Genomic DNA, 19,196 nt, shown 5'->3' with positions numbered 1-19,196 from the left:
ACAAGAACTTATATGTTACACGCATATAAGTCATCTTGTATTTCTCTGAAACGAAACGCGCCTCGCCGCAAAAGACGGCGATAGCCGTTTCGCCTTGCTTAAGCGAATGGAAAATAATTGATGACGGATATCCTTGCATGGATAATAGAAAATGCCGGTTTGGATTGAGCGGATGGAAACGTTGTCTCTATGATATATGAAAATTCGACAGCGTCAAAGTCGATTATTCTCTGATTTTGACGACTTCCCAGCGTGCCGCTGTACCGCGTTAACGGGGCGCTCGGCGCATCCGGCGGATATCGGCTATAATTGCCAGTAGGACTGAATTGGCAGCCCGATCCGAACGAACGGGAGGAAGAACAACGAATGACGATCTATATGGAACGCAAAAATCGGCTGCTCGCCGCGCTGGCCGATCAAGGCATCGGGAGCGCGCTGATCACGTCGCCGACGAACGTGTATTATTTGACCGGCTTCCTGTGCAATCCGCACGAGCGGTTCATGGGGCTGCTGCTGCATGAACGCCAAGAGGCGCTGTTCGTGCCGCTGCTCGACAAGGATGCCGCGCTCGAGGCGGGCTATCCGGCGGATATCGTGACCGTGTCCGATACCGAGGATGCGTACGAGCTGCTCGGCAGCCGGCTGCCGGAGCGCGGCGGACGGTTCGGCGTGGAGATGAACGCGGTCAGCATGGCCCAAGGCGAGAAGCTGCGCGAGCTGCTGCCGAACGCGGATTTCGCGGATGCAGAACCGGCGATTATGGGACTTCGGCTGAAGAAAAGCGAGGACGAAATCGCGAAGGTGCGCCATGCGATCGACATCGTGGAGAAGGTGGTCGATTTCGCCGCTTCGCGCGCCGTCGTCGGGATGACGGAGATCGAGCTGACGGCCGAGCTGGAATACCGGATGCGCAAGCTAGGCGCCTCCAAGCCGGCGTTCGAATCGATCGTGCTCGCCGGAGCGCGCTCGGCGCTGCCGCACGGCAAACCGGGAGAATACGCGATCGCGCGCGGCGACTACGTGTTGATCGATATCGGCGTCGTGGCCGACGGCTATTGCTCGGACATTACGCGCACGTTCGTCATGGGCGAGGCGTCGAAGGAACAAGAGCGGATCTACGAAACGGTGCTGGCGGCGAACATGGCCGCCATCGCCCGGTCCAAGGCGGGCGTCGCGCTGGCGGAGCTGGACGCGGCGGCGCGCGAGGTTATCGAGGCTGCGGGCTATGGCGACTATTTCACGCACCGGGTCGGGCACGGATTCGGCATGGACGTGCATGAATCGCCTTCGCTGCACGGCGCCAACCGGTCGATCGCCGAGCCGGGACTGCTGTTCACGATCGAGCCGGGCATCTACGTGCCGGGCGTCGGCGGCGTGCGCATCGAAGACGACGTCTATATTGGCGCCGACGGAACCGCCGACGTGTTGACCTCTTATCCGAAGGCGCTTCGGTTATTGGGGTAATGGTTGCTGTACAGGGAAGGCGATAATCAATCGGAACAGGGGAGCGGGATGAAGATGGCAGACAAGTTCAAGGACGTTGGGCAAATGGCGTACGGCGAGGCGGCCGGTCAACTGCGGACGGGCGATATTTTGCTCGGCTCCGGTAATTATGTCGTGAGCGAACTTATCAAGCGGTTCTCGGACTCCATGTTCAGCCATGTCGCCGTCATCGTGCGGTGGCGCGAACGCCCTTTGATTATGGAAAGCGTCGAGGACGACGGCGTCCGTCTCGTGCCGCTGACGCATTACCTGGACAATTACGAGAATCGCCGCGCCCCGTATAACGGCAAGCTGTACATCGCCCGCCACCGGGGGCTGGCCGGCTCGGAGAGCGAGGACGCGCGCGTCGGCGCTATCGTCGATCGGGGCTTGGACCTGCTGAACCGCAAATACGACAACGAGGAGATCGCCCGCATCGTCTCGCGGATCGGGCTTGGCCTCGGCCGGCACGAGGACAATGACGCCTATATTTGCTCCGAGTTCGTAGAGGAATGCTTCGCGCGGGCGGATATTTATTTTCAGAAAGATGAACGCGGGTTTATTTATCCGCGGCATGTTGCCGAAGATGCGCGCGTCGATGCGCTGTTTCGACTGTTGTAGCCTGTCGGCGGACGACGGTTGTTTCGCAAGAGAGGCTCGCAATCAAAAGAAGGCTGCCGCGAAAAAACGCTCAGAGACGAAGACGTCACGGGTCATTTTGACCTTTGGCGTTTTTTGTTGTGATTAAGAACTCTTCCGAGGGGGCATGGGGTTAAGAAGGGCAGTGCCCTCGGCGGCAATGCTGTCAGGTTAAGAAAAAGCGAGCGATGAAGCCAACCAAGGCCAGCGGTAAACTGGCTTCAACGCGCTTATGTCTAGGAAGGGCAAAACCGACTGAAGCTTTGTCCGTCAGGACAAAAGCGTGCCCAACACAAGCCAATCCGCCGACCGTGAACAATCAAACCAGCACGAAGGGGGAGTCCAGAGGGCAAAGCCCTTTGGAGCCTCCTCGGCGGAGGAGGTGGGAGGAGGGAACAATAAAAGTGGGGTCAACGGGGCGCAGTCCTTCTTAACCTGACAGCATTGCCCTCGAGGTGGGGCGGGTTATGTAGGCGTCATATATATTTTAATTAACTTATTGTGACTCACATTTAAATGTGATACATTTTGGTTGTGGAAATTATAACCGGAGAGGATGAGGGCATTGGAACGCGAATTGGCGCTCGAGGCGGTGCGCGTCACGGAGGCGGCAGCGCTGGCGTCCGCGCCGTGGGTGGCGCGAGGAAGCAAGGCGGAAGCGGACGATGCGGCGACGGAAGCGATGCGGAGCATGTTCCGCACGCTCGCGATACGCGGCCGCGTGGTGATCGGAGAGGGCGAGATGGATGAGGCGCCGATGCTCTATATCGGCGAGCAGGTCGGGGACGGGAGCGGGCCGGAAGTCGACGTGGCCGTCGATCCGCTCGAAGGCACCACGCTCGTGGCAAGCGGGATGAACAACGCGGTATCGGTGCTCGCTCTCGCGCCCAAGGGGCAGCTGCTTCATGCGCCGGACATCTATATGGAGAAGCTGGCCGTCGGCGCGGAGCTGGCCGGGAAGCTCAGTCTTCGCGATCCGTTGTCCGTCACGGCGCGCAAGGCGGCGGAAGGGCTGGGCAAGCCGCTGTCCGAGCTGAACGTGCTGCTGCTGGACCGCCCGCGCCACGCCGGCATGATCGCGGAGCTGCGGGAACTCGGGGCGCGCGTCAGGCTGCTGACTGACGGGGACGTGTTCGGCGCGATGATGCCTTGCGGCGCCAAGACCGGCGTCGATCTGTACGTCGGCTCCGGCGGCGCTCCCGAAGGCGTGCTCGCGGCCGCGGCGATCAAGTGTCTCGGCGGCGAATTCCAAGGCCGGCTGCTGCCGGAGAATGAGGAGCAGCGGCGGCGGCTCGGCGAGATGGGGCTTGCGGACGGCGTGCTGCTCATGGACGATCTGGTCGGAACGGGGGACGTTATTTTCGCGGCGACGGGAGTTACGCCGGGGGACTTCCTGGAAGGCGTACGGCTGCTGCCGGGCCGCAGGGCGTCCACGCATTCGGTCGTAATGCGCGCCGCCACGCACACGGTCCGCTACATCCAGACCGAGCATGATTTGGCGCTGAAGCGGACGGCGGGCGCGGTGCCTTCATTAGGCGCATAAGGTTACAAGGCTTTCGTATGCACTATAAGGCGTCATAATGTATATATGCGTAACATATAGGCGGAGAGAAAGGGGAAGCTTCTGCTGACGTCGCCCGGCGATGCCGAGACGACCGTGGTGATGGGGGTGAACTCCCCATCCAATTGAATGCCTGGTATGACAACGAATGGGGCTATGCGTGCCGCGTGATCGAGCTTTAGGGATTGATCGCGGACGCAAGCGGCGGACTTCGGAATACGGCTGCCGCGAAAGGATGTTATTTTGACGGCTGGTCTCTGAAAGAACCGAATCAACGGCGTTTATTCGCAAGGCATTACCCAATGCGCGACCGCTGGATCGCGGAGCGAATCACGGTCGGCGACACGATATCCAAAGGAGCGATTCGAATGGGAGCAGAACGCGCGGAAGTTTACGGAAGCCGAGAAAACTATGGTCTTGTGCTGTGCCGGTACTGCAATGAAATTATCGATACGCTGCCGACGAACGGCGTCAAGAAACTGTACAGCTTGTGCGATTCGGATCGCTGCCGCACGATGCATGCACGCCAGAACGCCCGCGGGGAGGAGCCGGCATGAACGCAAGGAAAGTGTACTTCTTTCAAGAAGGCCGAATGGAGATGAAGCCTCTGCTCGGCGGCAAAGGGGCAAATCTCGCGGAGATGACGGCCGCCGGCGTGCCCGTGCCGCCGGGCTTCACGATTACGACGGAGGCTTGCCGGGACTTCTTCCAAGATGGCGGCGCGTTATCCGAGCCGATCTGGGCGGAGATCGGCGAAGCACTGAACGGGCTGGAGGCGCAGACGGGCCAACGGTTCGGAGACGTTCAATCTCCCTTGATCGTGTCGGTCCGCTCCGGCGCGGTCTCCTCGATGCCGGGCATGATGGACACGATTCTCAACCTCGGCCTGAACGACGAGACGGTGGAGGCGCTATCCCGGTTAACCGCGGACCGACGCTTCGCCTACGACTGCTACCGCCGGCTCATTCAGATGTTCGGCGAAGTGGTGATGGGCGTGGAAGCCGACCGGTTCGAGCGGCTGCTCGAACGGCTGAAGCAGCGGCACGGCTGCGCGCAGGATCAGCAATTGAGCGGCGACGCCTGGCAGGAGCTGACGCGGCAATACCAGGACGCGATCGCCTCCGCCGCGGGGCAGCCGTTCCCGCAGGACGTGCGCGGACAGCTGCGGATGGCCGTGGAAGCGGTCTTCCGTTCCTGGCACAATCCGCGCGCACGCGTCTACCGCCACATTCACCGGATTCCGGATGAACAAGGCACGGCCGTGACCGTGCAGCTGATGGTGTTCGGCAACAAAGGGGAGCAGTGCGGCACCGGCGTCGTCTTCACCCGCGATCCGTCCACGGGCGAGCCTGGCTTGTACGGCGAGTTTCTTGTGAACGCGCAAGGGGAAGACGTCGTGGCCGGCACGCGCACGCCGCAGCCGATCGCCGATCTGAAGCGCGTCATGCCGCAGGTCTACGACGAGTTGGAGCGCTGGGGGAATGCGTTGGAGCAGCGCTACGGGGACATGCAGGATATCGAGTTCACGGTGGAGCGCGGCAAGCTGTATCTGCTGCAGACGAGAACCGGCAAAAGGGGAGCGCAAGCCGCGCTGCGCATCGCGGTCTCGCTCGTGCGCGAGGGGCTGATCGGCCGCGAGGAGGCGGTACGGCGCTTGGAGCTGTCGCACTTGGAGCGGCTGCTTCATCGCGGCATCGACGATTCGGCCGGCTATGCGTTGCTGGCCAGCGGACTCCCGGCTTCTCCGGGCGCGGCGATCGGCATGGCCGTCTTCGACGCGGACACCGCCGAGAGCTGGAGCCGGGAAGGCAAGCCGGTCATCCTAGTGCGGCCGGAGACGGCGCCGAACGATATTCACGGCGTGCTTGCGGCGAACGGGATTCTGACCAGTCACGGCGGCATGACGAGCCATGCGGCCGTCGTGGCCAGAGGCATGGGGAAGCCGGCCGTCTGCGGCTGCGAATCCGCGGAGATCGATTGCGAGGCGCGGGAGCTGTCGGCCGGCGGAGCGACGATCAAGGAAGGCGACTGGCTGACGCTGGACGGCGGCCGGGGGCTCGTCATCGCCGGGCGGATGCCGCTGCGCGAGCCGGCCGTGACCGACGAGTTGACCCAAGTGCTCGACTGGGCGGACGACATACGCAGGCTGGCGGTATACGCGAACGCCGATACGCCGGAGGACGCGCGAACCGCCCGGCGGCTGGGCGCGCAGGGCATCGGATTGTGCCGGACGGAGCATATGTTCTTCGCGCCCGAGCGATTGGCGGTCATGCAGCTCATGATCGCCGCGGAATCCGAAGCGGAGCGCGGGCTTGCGCTGCGCGAGCTGCTGCCGATGCAGCAGCACGATTTCGAGGGGATGTTCGAGGCGATGGACGGCCTCCCGGTAACGATCCGGCTGCTGGACCCGCCGCTTCACGAGTTTTTGCCGGGCCGGGAGGAATTGGAGCGTCGGCTGGAGGCGGCCGCAAGCGAAGAAGAGCGCGGGCTTGCGCTGCTCCTGCTGCGCCGGTCCGACGCGCTGCGCGAGGCGAATCCGATGCTGGGCCAGCGCGGCTGCCGGCTCGGAATCATGCATCCCGAAATCTACCGGATGCAGGCCGACGCGTTATGCTTGGCCGCCTTGGCCTGCATCGAGCGGGGCATCCGCGTGCGGGCCGAGATCATGATCCCGCTCGTCGGCGCGGCCGCGGAGTTGGGCGTCGTCCGGGCGGAGGTCGAGGACGTCCTGCGCGAGCGGATGCCGGCGGAGCTGCTGGCGGCAAGTCCGATTCGCATCGGCACGATGATCGAGGTGCCGAGAGCCGCCTTGACGGCGCAGGCCATCGCGGCGCATGCGGACTTCTTCTCCTTCGGCACCAACGATTTGACGCAGATGACGTACGGGTACAGCCGCGACGACGCGGAAGGCAAGTTCCTGTCCCGTTACGTCGAGCGGAAGCTGCTGCCGCACAATCCGTTCCAGGTGCTGGACGTCGAAGGCGTCGGGCAGCTCATTCGCATGGCGGCCGAGAACGGCCGGGCGGTGAAGCCTGATCTCAAGACCGGCATTTGCGGCGAGCACGGCGGCGACCGGGATTCGATTCTGTTCTGCCACGCGATCGGTCTCGATTACGTGAGCTGCTCGCCGCATCGGATTCCGATGGCCCGGATCGCCGCCGCGCAAGCCGCGCTGGAAGAAGCGCCGCCGCAGCCGCGCAAGGAAGTCGTTCAGATCTAAAGAAGGTAAGCTCCATACTCAGCCTCGGGTATCCCTCCGGAATGTAACGCGCCGCGCCTATACGGGCGGCTTAGCCGTACGCCTACTGTTGTGAAAATCTTCCGGCATCGGTTACAATAAATCGATGAGATGATGCGATCGGAGGGATAAGCGATCAAGCTATCGACAAGACAACAAAAGATCGTGGAGCTGGTTCGCAAACGCGGTCCGATTACGGGCGAGCAGATTGCGGAGCTGCTCGGCGTGACGCGTCCGGCGATCCGCTCCGACCTCGGATTGCTGGTGATGCTGGAATATTTGGAGGCCAAGCCCAAGGTAGGCTATTTTCTGCGGAAAGATCGGGACGAGAACGGCGAACCGGCGGCATCCCTGGCCCACGACACGGCCATGCTGCCGGTGCGGGAAGCGATGAGCGTGCCGATCGTGATGCGCGAGACGGCGACGGTGAGCGATGCGGTGGTCACGCTCTTCCTCGAGAACGTCGGCAGCTTGGCGGTCGTCGATGCGGAAGGGAGGCTCGCGGGGATCGTCTCGCGCAAGGACTTGCTTAAGGTTTCGCTCGGCAATCCGCAAGCGTCCCAGATGCTGCTCGGCCTGGTCATGACCCGCTTGTCCAATTTGGCGACCGTCTCGCCCGAGCATACGGTCCGGGACGCGATGGCAATCATGATCGCCCGCGAGATCGACGGCTTGCCGGTCGTCGTTCCTCGGGGCAAGGAAGCCGACGCGGGCGTGGAGGTCGTCGGCCGCATTACGAAGACGACGGTCGTGAAGCTGTTTTACGAGGCCTCCGTCAGGGGCTGAAGCGGCGGCGTACGCTCATTTCAGGCGAGGGGGCCGGAACGAAGTTGAATAAGGAAATCAGAACGATATTGGTAGGCTCGGATTCCGTTGGCGAGACGGCGGATGCGGTCGCGCGCGCCGCGATCCGCCAATTCGAGGGCCAGGAGGTCCGTCTGGAGCGCTGGGCGCATATCAAGAACGAGGACGAAATCCGTCAGCTGATGGAACGCGCCGCCGCCCTTGGCGGCATGGTGATCTATACGCTGGTGCTCCCCGAATTACGCGAAATGATCCGACAGGAATCGGCCCGTCTGGGCGTCTGCGCGGTCGACGTGATGGGGCCGGCCATGGAAGGCTTCATCCGCACGTTCGATTCTGCGCCGACGCAGCGGGCTGCGATGCCGCACCGGATGGATCGGGCTTATTTCAACCGAGTCGAAGCGATCGAGTTCACGGTCAAATCCGACGACGGCCAGCATGTGAGCGGCTGGAGCCAGGCGGATCTGATGCTGCTCGGCGTCTCCCGCACCTCGAAGACGCCGCTCGGCATCTATTTGGCTCACAAAGGCATCAAGGTCGCCAATTATCCGCTCGTGCCGGAGGTCAAAGTGCCCGAGGAGCTCTTCCGGATGCCTGCGGAGCGCCTCGTCGGCCTGACGATGAACCCGGAGAAGCTGATCATGATCCGCATCGAACGGCTGAAGAGCATGGGGCTTCCGTTCGACGTGAGCTACGCGAGTCCCGACCGGGTGTCCGAAGAGCTCGAGCTGGCGGGCAAGCTGTTCCGCAAGCTGGGGTGCCTGGTCGTCGACGTGACGAACCGCGCGATCGAAGAGACGGCGGGCATCATCCTCGACGCCCGCAAACAGCTGCTGCCGTTGACTTAGGCGGACGGCGCCTGCGACTAAAGCAACGGACCTCGGACTCCATCCAACAGATGGGGTCCGAGGTCCGTTGCGTTTTCATACGTCCGAGCTTCGAGACGACTGTTTCGTCAGATCGCCCAGTTGCCGTCCTTGAACACGAGCTCCTCCGCGCCGTCCTTCGCGATGCCGCGGATCGTCAAGTCCTTCGAGCCGACCATGAAGTCCGTGTGCGCGAGCGAGTTGTTCAGCCCGCGCGCCTTCAGCTCCTCGCGGGAGAGCTTGCCGCCGCCTTCGACGCACGCGGCATAGGCGCTGCCGATCGCCAGATGGCAGGAAGCGTTCTCGTCGAATATCGTTTTGTAGAACAGCAGGTTCGAGTTCGAGATCGGCGAGTCGAACGGGACGAGCGCCACCTCGCCGAGGTAATGGGAGCCTTCATCCATCTCGATCAGCCCTTGCAGCGTCTCGGCGCCTTGCTCCGCGCTCCAGTCCGCGATGCGCCCGTTCTCGAAAGTGAACGAGAAGTTGTCGATGATGTTGCCGCCGTAACTAAGCGGCTTCTTGCTGCGGACGGTGCCGTTCACGCCGTTCGCGAGCGGCGCCGTGTACACTTCTTCCGTCGGCAGGTTCGGCACGAAGGCGATGCCTTGATCGTTCGTCTTGCGGCCCCCGAGCCAGACGTGGCCTTCGGGCAGCTCGATCGACAGGTCCGTCCCCTCCGACGTATAATGCAGCATCTTGTAGGCTTTGGCGTTCAAGTAGTCGGCGCGCCGCTTCAGTTCGGCCAGATGATGCTCCCACGCGGCGATCGGATCGGGCTGATCGGCCCGCACCATGCGGAAGATGGCGTCCCACAGCAGCGAGACTTGCTCTTCCTTCGGCGCATCGGGGAACACCTTGGCCGCCCAGCCTTCGGATGGCGCGGTGGCCAGACACCAGCTGAATCGGAACGCCTGCACGTATTCGCGATATTTGGTATTCGCTCCCCGCGCCGCTTTCTCGGCGTTCACGATGCGTTCCTTGGCGACGCCGCGCAACAGATCCGGGTCGGACGACTTGATCGTGACCGACGCCGCGCCGCTTTCGACCAGCTCCATCTTCTCGGCCGCCGACCACTTCGGCTCCTCCAGGAACGCCGCGTCCGGCGCCAGATCGAAGTGATGGCGCGTGGCGATATCGTCGGTCCAGAATACTTTGACTCTCGCCGCGCCTAGCTCGTACGCCCGCTTGACGACGAGACGAGCCAAGTCGGCGGCATCGAGATCCGCGTTGACGATGAGGGTCTGGCCTTGCTGCAAATGAACGCCGATCCGCAAAATAATGTCGGCATAGTTGTTAAGTTTAGTTTGGAAATCGGTCATGAGTTCCGTCCTCCCAGCGCCTTTTTCGGGTACATGACTATCATAGGCATCCGAGGACGGCGAGCGCAAGCGCAGGGGGCCGACGGCCGAATTTGAAATACAAACTTTATAAGTATCACGCTTATAAATGATCTTTGTATTTCTCGACGCTGAATGCTGCATTCCCCATCCTTGGATAGTGAACGCAAACCAATCAGCTTTTGAAATGCGCATCGCCGAAAAGACGGCGCAGCCGTTTCGCCTTGGCTCGTATTTTGCGGCTTCGTCGCGCGCGGACGGCGTTCCATTGTATAATGGTCATACCGAACCACAGGAGGAGCTTTACATGACGCAGATTATTCAAATGCAACCCCAAGACGAATTCACCGGATACTATCTACTCAAAGAGTGCGAGGTCAAGCAAACGAACGCGACGCCCGCCAAGGATTACATGGATATCGTGCTGTGCGACGCCAGCGGTCAAATCTCGGCCAAGTACTGGGACGCGACGCAGACGGACAAGGAGACGTTCTTCCCGATGGGCCTCGTGAAGGTGCGCGGGCTTGTGCAGACGTACCGGGACAAGCTGCAGGTCAAAATCCAGCGCATCCGCATCGCGACGGAGGAGGACGGGGTCAACATCGCCGATTTCGTCCGCTCCGCCCCGGTCCAAGCGGTCGATCTGGTCTACGCGATCAAGCAGGCGGCCGCCGGTATCGGACACGCGGACATTAAGGCGATCGTCGATTTTTGCACGGCGAAGGTCGAAGACAAGCTAATGCATTATCCGGCGGCCAAAACCCATCATCACGCGTATTACGCGGGACTGGCGTACCATATGGCGCGGATGCTGGAGTTGGGCGAATTCGTCTGCAAGCAGCGTCCGTTCTTGAACGCCGATCTGATCAAGGCGGGCATCATCCTGCACGATATCGCCAAGCCCGAGGAGATGACGGCGCAGCTGGGCATCGTCTCCGACTATAGCGTCAAAGGAAAGCTGATCGGCCATATCGCGCTCGCTTCCGGTTGGATCGTCGAAGCGGCGATTCATCTGGGCATCCCGCTCGATTCCGAGCCGGTGCTGGCGCTGCAGCACGTCGTGCTGGCGCATCACAACTTGGGCGAGTGGGGAAGCCCGGTCCAGCCGCAGATGGCCGAGGCGGTGGCGCTCCACTTGATCGACTCGCTGGACGCGAAGCTGCAGATGGTCGAGGACGCGCTGGACACGACGCCGGAGAGCGAACCGTGGACGCCGATGATCCGCGGCCTGGAGAACAAGGCGATTTACCGGACGAACTTGTAGTCGGCAGAAGGCACTTATTCGATTTTACGCAGCACGACAGAAACTCCAGTCCCGTACTCGGGAGACTGGAGTTTTTTATTGTTTAGGAATTTATGCATCCGTTCATGCTGTGCCTTGGGTTAGCTCGGCACGCCTTCGCGTTTGCGGAAGAACGACTTCAGCGCATTGTAGACTTCGCTTTTCTCCCGGATCACGTAGTGGAGGAAGTTCGGGAACTGGATGTGCTTGTAGGCGGACATGAGCGTGCTGGAACGGTTGTATTGGTTGACCTCGCCGTAGCCGAACATGTTCGCGCGCTTGAGCATCTCGCCGATCAGCTTGACGCACCGCTCGTTGTCGCTCGTCAGGTTGTCGCCGTCGGAGAAGTGGAACGGGTAGATGTTGTATTGCGCCGGCGGATACCGGCTGTCGATGATCTCGATCGCCTTGATATAAGCCGAGGAGCAGATCGTGCCGCCGCTCTCGCCCCGGGTAAAAAACTCCTCCTCGGTCACTTCCTTCGCCTCGGTATGATGGGCGATGAAAACGATGTCGACCTTCTCGTATTGATGGCGGAGGAAGCGGGTCATCCAGAAGAAGAAGCTGCGCGCGACGTACTTTTCGAACGATCCCATGGACCCCGATGTATCCATCATCGCAATGATGACCGCGTTGGACTGCGGTTTGATAATCTCCTCCCACGTCTTGTATCGCAGGTCGTCCGGCGTGATGCCGTGAATGCCGGGATTGCCGCTCGTGGCGTTGCGGCGCAAGTTCTCGAGGATCGTCCGCTTCTTGTCGATGTTGGACATGATGCCCTTCTTGCGGATGTCGTTGAAGCGGATTTCCTTCGTTTCGATCTGATCTTTCTCCTTCTGCTTCAAATAGGGGAGCTCGAGCTCCGCGAACAGCATCGACTCCAGCTCCGCCAGGCTGATCTCGGCTTCGACGACGTCTTCGCCGGGCTGGTCGCCCGCGCCTTCGCCTTTGCCGCCTTTCTGGGCGGATGCGGGATCGGTGCCGAGCACGTCGCCGACCTGGCTGTCGCCGTCGCCTTGGCCGACGTGCTTGTTCTTGTTGAAGTTGTACACGAACCGGAATTCGTCCAGGCTGCGGATCGGCACTTTGATGACGTGCTTGCCGTCGGACATGATGATATTTTCCTCGGACACGAGATCGGGCAGGTTTTGCTTAATGGCTTCGCGGACTTTCTGCTGATGCCGGGCTTGATCTTGATAGCCCTTGCGATGCAGCGACCAGTCCTCGCGGGATACGATGAACGATTGTCCTTGATTGGCCTCCATGCGAAGCGCACCTCCTTCGTCCTCTACTGCCTGTAATACTCATTTTATTCGCGCGTCCGGCGGTTATGTGAGAAGAATGAACAAGGGGGCGGTCGCACGAAAAAATCCGGCTCCCTCGGCGCGCGCGGCGCGTGCGGAGCGGAAGCCGGATTTGGTGCGGGGACGAGGGGCGAACACGGGCGTTAGATGGCCGTTGCGCCTTTCAAGATGCCGATGAGGAACAGCGCGCCGACGAGCACGACGAGCAGGGCGTTCAGTACGATGCCGACGATTGCGAACGCCTTGCGGCGGCTGCGCATACAGGCGCCGATGATGCCGAGAATGAGGCCGAGCAGGGCGAGCAGCACGCTGCCCATCATGATCAATCCGCCGAGCAGCAGCTCGATGCCCATGTTCTCCGCGTCGATCTCGATCATGTTGCCGTTCAATCCCAGATCGTTCATAATGAAAGAAGTAATAATGAAAATGCTGGCGATGACGCCGGCAATGCTCGCGATGCCGATAATGAACGACGCGATGCCGAGCCCGGACTGTTTTTGCGGGGCCGGCGCATCGTGCGGATCGGGCGGCGCGAACGGCGGGTAGCCGTCCGTGTGCTCGTGAGGGCGATAAGAATCGGACATGCAGGTTCTCCCCTTTGGTTGTTATCGAAGCTGCCGGTTGTGCGGTGAAATACAAGAGAAGCGCGCCTCGCCGCCCAAGACGGCGTCAGCCGGTTCGCCTTGCTTGCGCGAATCTAGCCACATTGTACCTGATGGAATCATTTCTGCAAAGATAAGGAGTCGTGTTTATGTTGTCCAAATTCGGGTTGTACGGCGCGTTCCACGCGGGACTGGCCGTCATTCTCGGCGCCTTCGGCGCCCATACGCTGAAGGAGCGCATCTCCGAAGAGATGCTGACCGTGTTCGAAACGGGCGTTCGTTACCATATGTACCATGCGCTCGGCTTGCTCGTCATCGGGCTGCTCGCCGACCGGCTCGGCGGCGAGGGCAAGCTGCGGCTCGCCGGCCGGCTGATGCACCTGGGCATCTTCCTGTTCTCGGGCAGCCTGTATGTGCTCAGCTTGACCGAATTCAATTGGGTCGGCCCCATTACGCCGCTAGGCGGCGTCGCGTTCGTCGCCGCATGGGCGCTCGTCGTCGTCGTGCTGTGGAAGCGGCGCGGGCAAGCCAAGTAAGTAACGCATCGCCAGAATAAAGAAGAGGAGCGTCCGCGGCCGCGGTTCGCTCCTCTCTTTGACATATAGGAAAGTATAAGTTTCATGCTTATATTTCGTCCTCAATGTCTCCGGAACGAAACGCGCCTCGCCGCAAATGACGACGATAGCCGTTTCGCCTTGTCCGAATCGAATGAAGGACGGCTGCATTGCGACGTATATGCCTCTAGCTTTCGCTAGTCAGACGATAAAGTCCTCGATCTCCGTCCATTTGAACGTATACACCTGTTTCTCGTCCACGTGATAAACCGTAATCGTCTGCGCGCGTTCATCGTAGCTTAGCACGCGGCATGGAATGCTGAGCATCACGCCTGCGCCCCGGTTCACCTTCAGCCGAATGAGCCGCTTGTCCTCGATGACCGCGTTGATCCGCTGGGAGAACGCGCTATACGTCATCGTCGGCGCTTCGGGAGCCGGCTTATTCACCTTGGCCTTCGCCGCATTGATCGCATCCGCAAGTTTAGCGGTATCTTGCGTTCCGACCCGGTCGGGCTGCTTTTTCGGCGGCGCCTGCATGCCGGTCGTATTGGCCAGCTTTTGTTCGAGTTGTTCGACGCGCTTGGAGAGCTGTTCCATCTGGTTGATCCGGATGCCGAGGTTGGCGCCGGAGACGATGCGGAAGTCTTCCGCGTCCCCGCCGTTCATCATCCGCAGCAGCTTCTCCATGGCTTGCGCGTTCGTCACGCCCTTCACCATAATATCCACGTTAAACAAATAGGCAGTTTGATCGTCGGGTGTCTGGGTATCGTTTGGTTTCATAGTGCCTGCCTCCATAAAGACATGAATATCCCTTATCATACCACTGTTTGAACGCCAATCCTACTGCGGCCCGCGCGGCTCAATAAATATCCGTCTCCGCGGCGAGCAGGCGCTTATCCTGCCGAACGAAACCTCTTCGCACCGCATATAGTGGAGCGAGCGATAATTCCAATATGGCGGATGATTCCGCCGCAAAGGAGGTGGTTTCGGATGATGCGAGTGGTACCGATCGTCCTCGAGAACGGCGCGACCGTAATCGGGGTCGAGGTGAAGCTGCCCAAGACGACGCTGATCGCCGTGATGACGGATAAAGGATATATCATGTGCGGGGCGCTCGACGTCGGCCTGCTCAATGAACGGCTTGCGGAGCGCAAAATCATTGCCGGCCGCGCGGTGGGCGTCCGGACGCTGGAAGAACTGATGGCCGCTCCCCTGGAATCGATAACCGGCGAAGCCGCAGCGCTCGGAATCAGCACGGGCATGACCGGGGCGAAAGCGCTGGAACTGATGTTGTAAACGTCGTTGTTGGCCGAAATAACAGGGTTGCCGGACAGACTGCCGTTTATGCGGCCATCTGTCTGGCAACCCTTTTTAACGTTCGTCCTCCTTACAGATCGAACAGCTTCTTCAGATTGACGTCGAACGGCGGCTTGATGACGCCCTTCTCCGTAATAATCGCCGTGACGTACTCGTGAGGGGTCACGTCGAAGGCGGGGTTGAATACTTTCACGCCTTTCGGCGCGGTACGCTTGCCGAAGCCTTCGGTAATCTCTTCTTCGCCGCGCTCCTCGATCGGAATCAAATCGCCGGAGGCGGTGTTCAGGTCGATCGTGGACAGCGGGCAGGCGACGTAGAACGGAATGCCGTGCGCCTTGGCGAGAACGGCCACGCTGTACGTGCCGATTTTGTTGGCGACGTCGCCGTTGGCCGCGACGCGATCGGTACCGACGATGACCGCGTTGACCCAGCCCTTGCTCATGACCATGCCGGCCATATTGTCGCAGATAAGGGTGACGTCGACGCCGGCTTGATGAAGCTCGAAAGCGGTCAGTCTAGCGCCTTGGAGAACCGGGCGCGTCTCGTCCGCGAACACCTTCAACTGAATGCCGCGTTCCTTGGCCAGGTAGAATGGCGCGAGCGCGGTGCCATACTTGGCGGTCGCGAGCCCGCCCGCGTTGCAGTGGGTCAGCACGCCCATGCCGTCTTGGAACAGCTCGAGCGCGTGTTCGCCGATAAGTCTGTTCGTCTCCTCGTCTTCGCTCTGGATGGCGATCGCTTCGTCCAGCAGCGCGCGCTTGAGCGCGGCCAGCTCCGCCTCGCCGCCGGCGAGGCTCTCGGCCCGGGCCGTCATGCGGTCCAGCGCCCAGAATAGATTGACCGCCGTCGGACGGCTTGTCGCCAGATGGGCGGCTGCCTCTTTGACGGATGTCAGCCAGTCGGCGGCATCTGTCGCGATATCCCGGCTCCCGAGCACGACGCCATAAGCAGCCGCGATGCCGATAGCCGGCGCGCCGCGGACTTTCAGATGTCGGATCGCTTCCCATACATCCTGTACGGTGACGAGCGGGAGGTAGACAATTTCTTCAGGCAGCAGGCGCTGGTCCAGCAGGTCCAGGTGTTCGCCGGCCCAGATGACGGATTGCAGCGCCGCGTTAGCGGATTGCGTCATGGTTAACTTCCTTTCTTATGCCTTGGCACCCGCTACTGCGGTAAGGGCGATATCAATCAATTGTTCGACGGAGGTTGCTTGGCGGCCGGATTTGATCAGCGATTTGCCGATGGCGAGCGCCAGCCGTTGGGCAGCTTCGCGACGAACCGGGTCTTCAATGCGGTCGATATCGGCGACATGCGCGAGGCCGACAACGCGCCGGACCATTTTGGCGCCTGCATAGCCGAACGTATCCTGCAGCAGCCGTTTCATGTAATCGTCTCTATATGCGGCGCTTGCGGAGGCGAGACGGTCTACGCCATGCTCGTCCCAGAGCGCGCGGAATTTCGATTCGAACTGATTCCAGGTGTCGCGGATCGTCGTCAAGAGATACTGGCGGTAGTCGTCGGCGTCGGAGTCCGACTTGTCCCAGCCGCGGCGGGACGCGAAGTTCAGCAGCAGGTTGCCGATGACCGCGCCGATATCGAATCCGGCCGGACCATAATAGGCGAATTCCGGATCGATGACTTTGGTCGATTCCGGCGTGATGAAGATACTGCCGGTATGTAGGTCGCCGTGAAGCAACGATTGCGTCTGGGTCAGAAATTTCTCGCGCAGCAGGGCGACTTCGAAGTGAAGCTCCTCGTCGGCGCGAAGCGCTTCGGCTTCGTCTTCGATGGCCGCATCGTAATTATTGTTGACCGACACCGTGTATGGATCGTCGAAAATGAGGTCCTCGGTTATTTTACACAGTTCGGGGTTAATAAAGTCGCGGACGCGCAGTTTCTTCTCCTGCTGATTCATGCCCAGATCGGACGTGAAGAAGAGCGTGTGCGCCAGGAACGTCGAGATATCGTCCGCGAATTTCGGATAACGGCCGCCTTCCATGAGACCGCGGCGCATAATCACGTGGTCGCTCAAGTCTTCCATAATCGTAAGCGCAAGCTCCGCATCGTAGGCGTACACCTGCGGCACGAGGCCCGGCGCCAGCTTGCCTTCTTGAATGAGCGCCTCGCTCTCGATTCGAGCGCGGTCGAGGGTAAGCGGCCACGACTCGCCGACGACTTTGGCGTAAGGCAGCGCCTGCTTCAGAATCACGCTCCGTCCGCTGGCGGGATCCGAAATATGGAACACCAAATTCAGATTGCCGTCGCCGATTTCGCGGCAGGCTAAATTGTCGGGCGCGCCTTGAAATACGTTTTTCAAAGAACGGGCGATCTCGATGGCTTCGCTCTCCGTTAAGGGATGATATGCAGACATGCTGCGTCCACCTCCGGTTTGATATGGTATGGGCCTTCCGTGCAAGCTTCCAGGGCGTTAGCGCGAGCCGTAATCCGGGCTGTTCCGAAATACAAGATCGTATAAAGTTTCACGCTTATCCTTATATCTTGTATTTCAGTGGAACGAAACGCGCCTCGCCACAAAAGACGGCGCTTGCCGTTTCGCCGTGCCTGCTTTGACCTGCTAAAACAGTATACCGAATATCGGTTCGCGTTGGAATACCCGCTCTGCTATAATAGAAGGGCATTTTGTGTCGAACGGAGGGGACCGAAACATGAACGGCGGACAACATAATCGGCCGGCGGCGCTGCGGGATTGGGCGGTCGCGGTCAAGGCGCTGACGGAAGGGAAGCAGATCCTCGTGCTGCGCAAGGGCGGCATCGCGGAGGAGACGAGAGATTTCCGGCTGGTCAGCGACTCGTTCTACCTGCTGCCGGCTTACGAGCATCAGAAGCCCGAACTGCTGAAGGAAGCATATCGGCAAGGGATCGAAGAGACGCTTGCGGACTGGAATCCGGAGAAGGGTACCGTCCGGGTCGGCGCGTATGCCGAAGCGGTAGAGGATATCGAACTTCGGGATCAGGAAACGCTGGACCGCATCCGGGAGTTTCATATCTGGACCGATGCATTTGCCGAGGAGCGGCTAAAGTGGAAGCGGAGCAAGCCGCTGCATCTGTTGCTGCTTCGGGTTTACGCGGCAGAGGAGCCCGTGGAAATACCAATGCTGCCGTCCTATTCGGGGTGCAAGTCGTGGGTAAGTCTGGAGGAGGAGTCGCTGGGACTTCGGCCGGACTGGAAGCCGGTATTGGACGATGAGACATTCGGGCGAGAGCGCGAAGCGGTGCTCGGGGCGTTGGGCTTATAAAAGCGCGCAGCGGACAGGCTTTGAGGGCGCAGTAAGTTGCTTTAGACAAAATCTTGTAATAAAATAATGATTGATAATCACTGAGAATCAGATTAGAATAATTATTAATAAGGAATTGTCATTAAGTTTGACAGCCGACTAACGGAGGGAGTATTACAATATGGCAACGCAGTTCGTGATCGACGGCTTGACGGCTTCGATCGAAGATAAAGAAATTCTCAAAGGCATCAACCTTGAAATCAAAGGTGGAGAAGTCCATGCAATCATGGGGCCGAACGGTACGGGCAAGAGCACGCTCGCATCCGCGCTCATGGGGCATCCGAAATATGAAGTAACCGGCGGTACGGCTACGTTGAACGGCGAAGATCTTATGGAGATGGCAACGGACGAGCGCGCGCGCGCAGGCCTGTTCCTCGCGATGCAGTACCCGAGCGAAATCACGGGCGTGACGAACTCCGACTTCCTGCGCAGCGCCATCAACGCGCGTCGCGGCGAAGGCAACGAGCTCTCCCTGATCAAGTTCATCCGCCAGATGGAAGGCAAAATGAAAGAACTCGAGATGAACCCCGAGTTCGCGCACCGCTACCTGAACGAAGGCTTCTCCGGCGGCGAGAAGAAGCGGAACGAAATTCTTCAAATGATGCTGCTCGATCCGAAAATCGTCGTTCTCGACGAAATCGACTCCGGTCTTGACATCGACGCCCTCAAAATCGTCGCAGCCGGCGTGAACAGCATGCGTTCCGAAGAGCGCGGTTTCCTGATCATCACGCACTACCAGCGTCTGTTGAACTACATCAAGCCGGACTTCGTTCACGTCATGATGCAAGGCCGCATCGTCAAATCCGGCGGACCGGAGCTGGCGGAGCGCTTGGAGAACGAAGGTTACGATTGGGTCAAAGAAGAACTGGGCATCGTGGACGAAACAGTCGGCCAGGCTTAAGCGGAGGAGG

At 60.3% G+C, this 19,196-nt stretch carries 18 protein-coding genes; 12 read left to right on the top strand and 6 right to left on the bottom strand.

Annotated features, from left to right (window positions below; all coding sequences use genetic code 11):
* The first annotated feature begins 366 nt into the window (after positions 1 to 366).
* The 7 genes from BCM02_RS25140 to BCM02_RS25110 all read left to right on the top strand — a co-directional run bounded on the left by BCM02_RS25140 (position 367) and on the right by BCM02_RS25110 (position 8,572).
* The gene (locus tag BCM02_RS25140; RefSeq protein WP_148931884.1) at positions 367 to 1,464 is read left to right on the top strand and encodes a M24 family metallopeptidase; all 1,098 of its coding nucleotides are present in this window, start codon (positions 367 to 369) and stop codon (positions 1,462 to 1,464) included.
* A 54-nt stretch (positions 1,465 to 1,518) separates the two neighbouring features.
* Positions 1,519 to 2,103, top strand: a complete 585-nt coding sequence (locus tag BCM02_RS25135) for a YiiX/YebB-like N1pC/P60 family cysteine hydrolase (RefSeq protein WP_148931883.1) — start codon at positions 1,519 to 1,521, stop codon at positions 2,101 to 2,103.
* Positions 2,104 to 2,686: 583 nt separating this feature from the next.
* A complete protein-coding gene (glpX, locus tag BCM02_RS25130; RefSeq protein WP_148931882.1) occupies positions 2,687 to 3,664 on the top strand; it encodes a class II fructose-bisphosphatase in 978 nt (325 codons plus the stop codon).
* Positions 3,665 to 4,050: 386 nt separating this feature from the next.
* Entirely contained in the window at positions 4,051 to 4,239 is a 189-nt protein-coding gene (locus BCM02_RS25125) for a GapA-binding peptide SR1P (protein WP_187434402.1), read from the top strand.
* Positions 4,236 to 6,902, top strand: coding sequence for a pyruvate, phosphate dikinase (gene ppdK / locus BCM02_RS25120; protein WP_148931880.1), 2,667 nt, complete (start codon positions 4,236 to 4,238; stop codon positions 6,900 to 6,902). Before BCM02_RS25125 ends, ppdK begins: the two co-directional genes overlap by 4 nt.
* 153 nt (positions 6,903 to 7,055) lie before the next feature.
* Positions 7,056 to 7,706 (top strand): helix-turn-helix transcriptional regulator, encoded by a 651-nt coding sequence (locus BCM02_RS25115; protein WP_148931879.1) that lies wholly within the window; start codon positions 7,056 to 7,058, stop codon positions 7,704 to 7,706.
* A gap of 44 nt (positions 7,707 to 7,750) precedes the next feature.
* Entirely contained in the window at positions 7,751 to 8,572 is an 822-nt protein-coding gene (locus tag BCM02_RS25110) for a pyruvate, water dikinase regulatory protein (RefSeq protein WP_148931878.1), read from the top strand.
* Between the two features lie 107 nt (positions 8,573 to 8,679).
* Here BCM02_RS25110 and BCM02_RS25105 read toward each other — a convergent pair whose 3' ends face one another.
* Positions 8,680 to 9,912 (bottom strand): aminopeptidase, encoded by a 1,233-nt coding sequence (locus BCM02_RS25105; RefSeq protein WP_148931877.1) that lies wholly within the window; start codon positions 9,910 to 9,912, stop codon positions 8,680 to 8,682.
* A gap of 325 nt (positions 9,913 to 10,237) precedes the next feature.
* Between BCM02_RS25105 and BCM02_RS25100 the strand changes: the two genes are divergently transcribed.
* Entirely contained in the window at positions 10,238 to 11,194 is a 957-nt protein-coding gene (locus tag BCM02_RS25100; RefSeq protein WP_148931876.1) for a 3'-5' exoribonuclease YhaM family protein, read from the top strand.
* 119 nt (positions 11,195 to 11,313) lie between these two features.
* Here the strand turns inward: BCM02_RS25100 and yhbH are convergent, their stop codons facing one another.
* Positions 11,314 to 12,477, bottom strand: a complete 1,164-nt coding sequence (gene yhbH, locus BCM02_RS25095) for a sporulation protein YhbH (protein ID WP_148931875.1) — start codon at positions 12,475 to 12,477, stop codon at positions 11,314 to 11,316.
* A 182-nt stretch (positions 12,478 to 12,659) separates the two neighbouring features.
* Positions 12,660 to 13,100 carry a hypothetical protein gene (locus BCM02_RS25090; RefSeq protein WP_148931874.1) on the bottom strand — a complete coding sequence of 147 codons (441 nt, stop codon included), beginning with the start codon at positions 13,098 to 13,100 and terminating at the stop codon, positions 12,660 to 12,662.
* A gap of 167 nt (positions 13,101 to 13,267) precedes the next feature.
* Here BCM02_RS25090 and BCM02_RS25085 point away from each other — a divergent pair, with 167 nt between their 5' ends.
* Positions 13,268 to 13,654, top strand: a complete 387-nt coding sequence (locus tag BCM02_RS25085; RefSeq protein ID WP_148931873.1) for a DUF423 domain-containing protein — start codon at positions 13,268 to 13,270, stop codon at positions 13,652 to 13,654.
* Positions 13,655 to 13,873: 219 nt separating this feature from the next.
* Here the strand turns inward: BCM02_RS25085 and BCM02_RS25080 are convergent, their stop codons facing one another.
* Complete coding sequence (locus tag BCM02_RS25080; RefSeq protein ID WP_148931872.1) at positions 13,874 to 14,452, bottom strand: hypothetical protein; 579 nt, start codon at positions 14,450 to 14,452, stop codon at positions 13,874 to 13,876.
* A 210-nt stretch (positions 14,453 to 14,662) separates the two neighbouring features.
* Here BCM02_RS25080 and BCM02_RS25075 point away from each other — a divergent pair, with 210 nt between their 5' ends.
* Positions 14,663 to 14,968: a YunC family protein gene (locus BCM02_RS25075; RefSeq protein ID WP_148931871.1), complete on the top strand. Its 306-nt coding sequence runs from the start codon at positions 14,663 to 14,665 to the stop codon at positions 14,966 to 14,968.
* Positions 14,969 to 15,059: 91 nt separating this feature from the next.
* Here BCM02_RS25075 and mtnA read toward each other — a convergent pair whose 3' ends face one another.
* Together mtnA and mtnK are read right to left on the bottom strand one after the other, a co-directional pair.
* Positions 15,060 to 16,121, bottom strand: coding sequence for an S-methyl-5-thioribose-1-phosphate isomerase (gene mtnA / locus BCM02_RS25070; protein ID WP_148931870.1), 1,062 nt, complete (start codon positions 16,119 to 16,121; stop codon positions 15,060 to 15,062).
* A 15-nt stretch (positions 16,122 to 16,136) separates the two neighbouring features.
* Positions 16,137 to 17,360 carry an S-methyl-5-thioribose kinase gene (gene mtnK, locus BCM02_RS25065; RefSeq protein ID WP_148931869.1) on the bottom strand — a complete coding sequence of 408 codons (1,224 nt, stop codon included), beginning with the start codon at positions 17,358 to 17,360 and terminating at the stop codon, positions 16,137 to 16,139.
* Between the two features lie 295 nt (positions 17,361 to 17,655).
* Between mtnK and BCM02_RS25060 the strand changes: the two genes are divergently transcribed.
* Positions 17,656 to 18,246, top strand: coding sequence for a DUF1802 family protein (locus tag BCM02_RS25060; protein WP_148931868.1), 591 nt, complete (start codon positions 17,656 to 17,658; stop codon positions 18,244 to 18,246).
* A 160-nt stretch (positions 18,247 to 18,406) separates the two neighbouring features.
* Positions 18,407 to 19,186, top strand: coding sequence for a Fe-S cluster assembly ATPase SufC (gene sufC, locus BCM02_RS25055; protein ID WP_148931867.1), 780 nt, complete (start codon positions 18,407 to 18,409; stop codon positions 19,184 to 19,186).
* The last annotated feature ends 10 nt before the right edge of the window (positions 19,187 to 19,196 follow it).

This window comes from Paenibacillus methanolicus, from assembly GCF_008124765.1.
Lineage (GTDB): Bacteria > Bacillota > Bacilli > Paenibacillales > Paenibacillaceae > Paenibacillus_Z > Paenibacillus_Z methanolicus.
Note: the sequence above shows the minus strand (reverse complement) of the source record. Positions and strands in the feature narration are given on the sequence as shown.

What these genes read in the sequence shown, in the direction of transcription:
- BCM02_RS25105 (WP_148931877.1), bottom strand. Translation starts at nt 9,912, where the DNA reads ATGACCGATTTCCAAACTAAACTTAACAACTATGCCGACATTATTTTG.
- yhbH (WP_148931875.1), bottom strand. Translation starts at nt 12,477, where the DNA reads ATGGAGGCCAATCAAGGACAATCGTTCATCGTATCCCGCGAGGACTGG.
- mtnK (WP_148931869.1), bottom strand. Translation starts at nt 17,360, where the DNA reads ATGTCTGCATATCATCCCTTAACGGAGAGCGAAGCCATCGAGATCGCC.
- BCM02_RS25060 (WP_148931868.1), top strand. Translation starts at nt 17,656, where the DNA reads ATGAACGGCGGACAACATAATCGGCCGGCGGCGCTGCGGGATTGGGCG.
- BCM02_RS25080 (WP_148931872.1), bottom strand. Translation starts at nt 14,452, where the DNA reads ATGAAACCAAACGATACCCAGACACCCGACGATCAAACTGCCTATTTG.
- mtnA (WP_148931870.1), bottom strand. Translation starts at nt 16,121, where the DNA reads ATGACGCAATCCGCTAACGCGGCGCTGCAATCCGTCATCTGGGCCGGC.
- BCM02_RS25100 (WP_148931876.1), top strand. Translation starts at nt 10,238, where the DNA reads ATGACGCAGATTATTCAAATGCAACCCCAAGACGAATTCACCGGATAC.
- BCM02_RS25140 (WP_148931884.1), top strand. Translation starts at nt 367, where the DNA reads ATGACGATCTATATGGAACGCAAAAATCGGCTGCTCGCCGCGCTGGCC.
- BCM02_RS25135 (WP_148931883.1), top strand. Translation starts at nt 1,519, where the DNA reads ATGGCAGACAAGTTCAAGGACGTTGGGCAAATGGCGTACGGCGAGGCG.
- BCM02_RS25075 (WP_148931871.1), top strand. Translation starts at nt 14,663, where the DNA reads ATGATGCGAGTGGTACCGATCGTCCTCGAGAACGGCGCGACCGTAATC.
- BCM02_RS25125 (WP_187434402.1), top strand. Translation starts at nt 4,051, where the DNA reads ATGGGAGCAGAACGCGCGGAAGTTTACGGAAGCCGAGAAAACTATGGT.
- ppdK (WP_148931880.1), top strand. Translation starts at nt 4,236, where the DNA reads ATGAACGCAAGGAAAGTGTACTTCTTTCAAGAAGGCCGAATGGAGATG.
- sufC (WP_148931867.1), top strand. Translation starts at nt 18,407, where the DNA reads ATGGCAACGCAGTTCGTGATCGACGGCTTGACGGCTTCGATCGAAGAT.
- BCM02_RS25090 (WP_148931874.1), bottom strand. Translation starts at nt 13,100, where the DNA reads ATGTCCGATTCTTATCGCCCTCACGAGCACACGGACGGCTACCCGCCG.
- BCM02_RS25085 (WP_148931873.1), top strand. Translation starts at nt 13,268, where the DNA reads ATGTTGTCCAAATTCGGGTTGTACGGCGCGTTCCACGCGGGACTGGCC.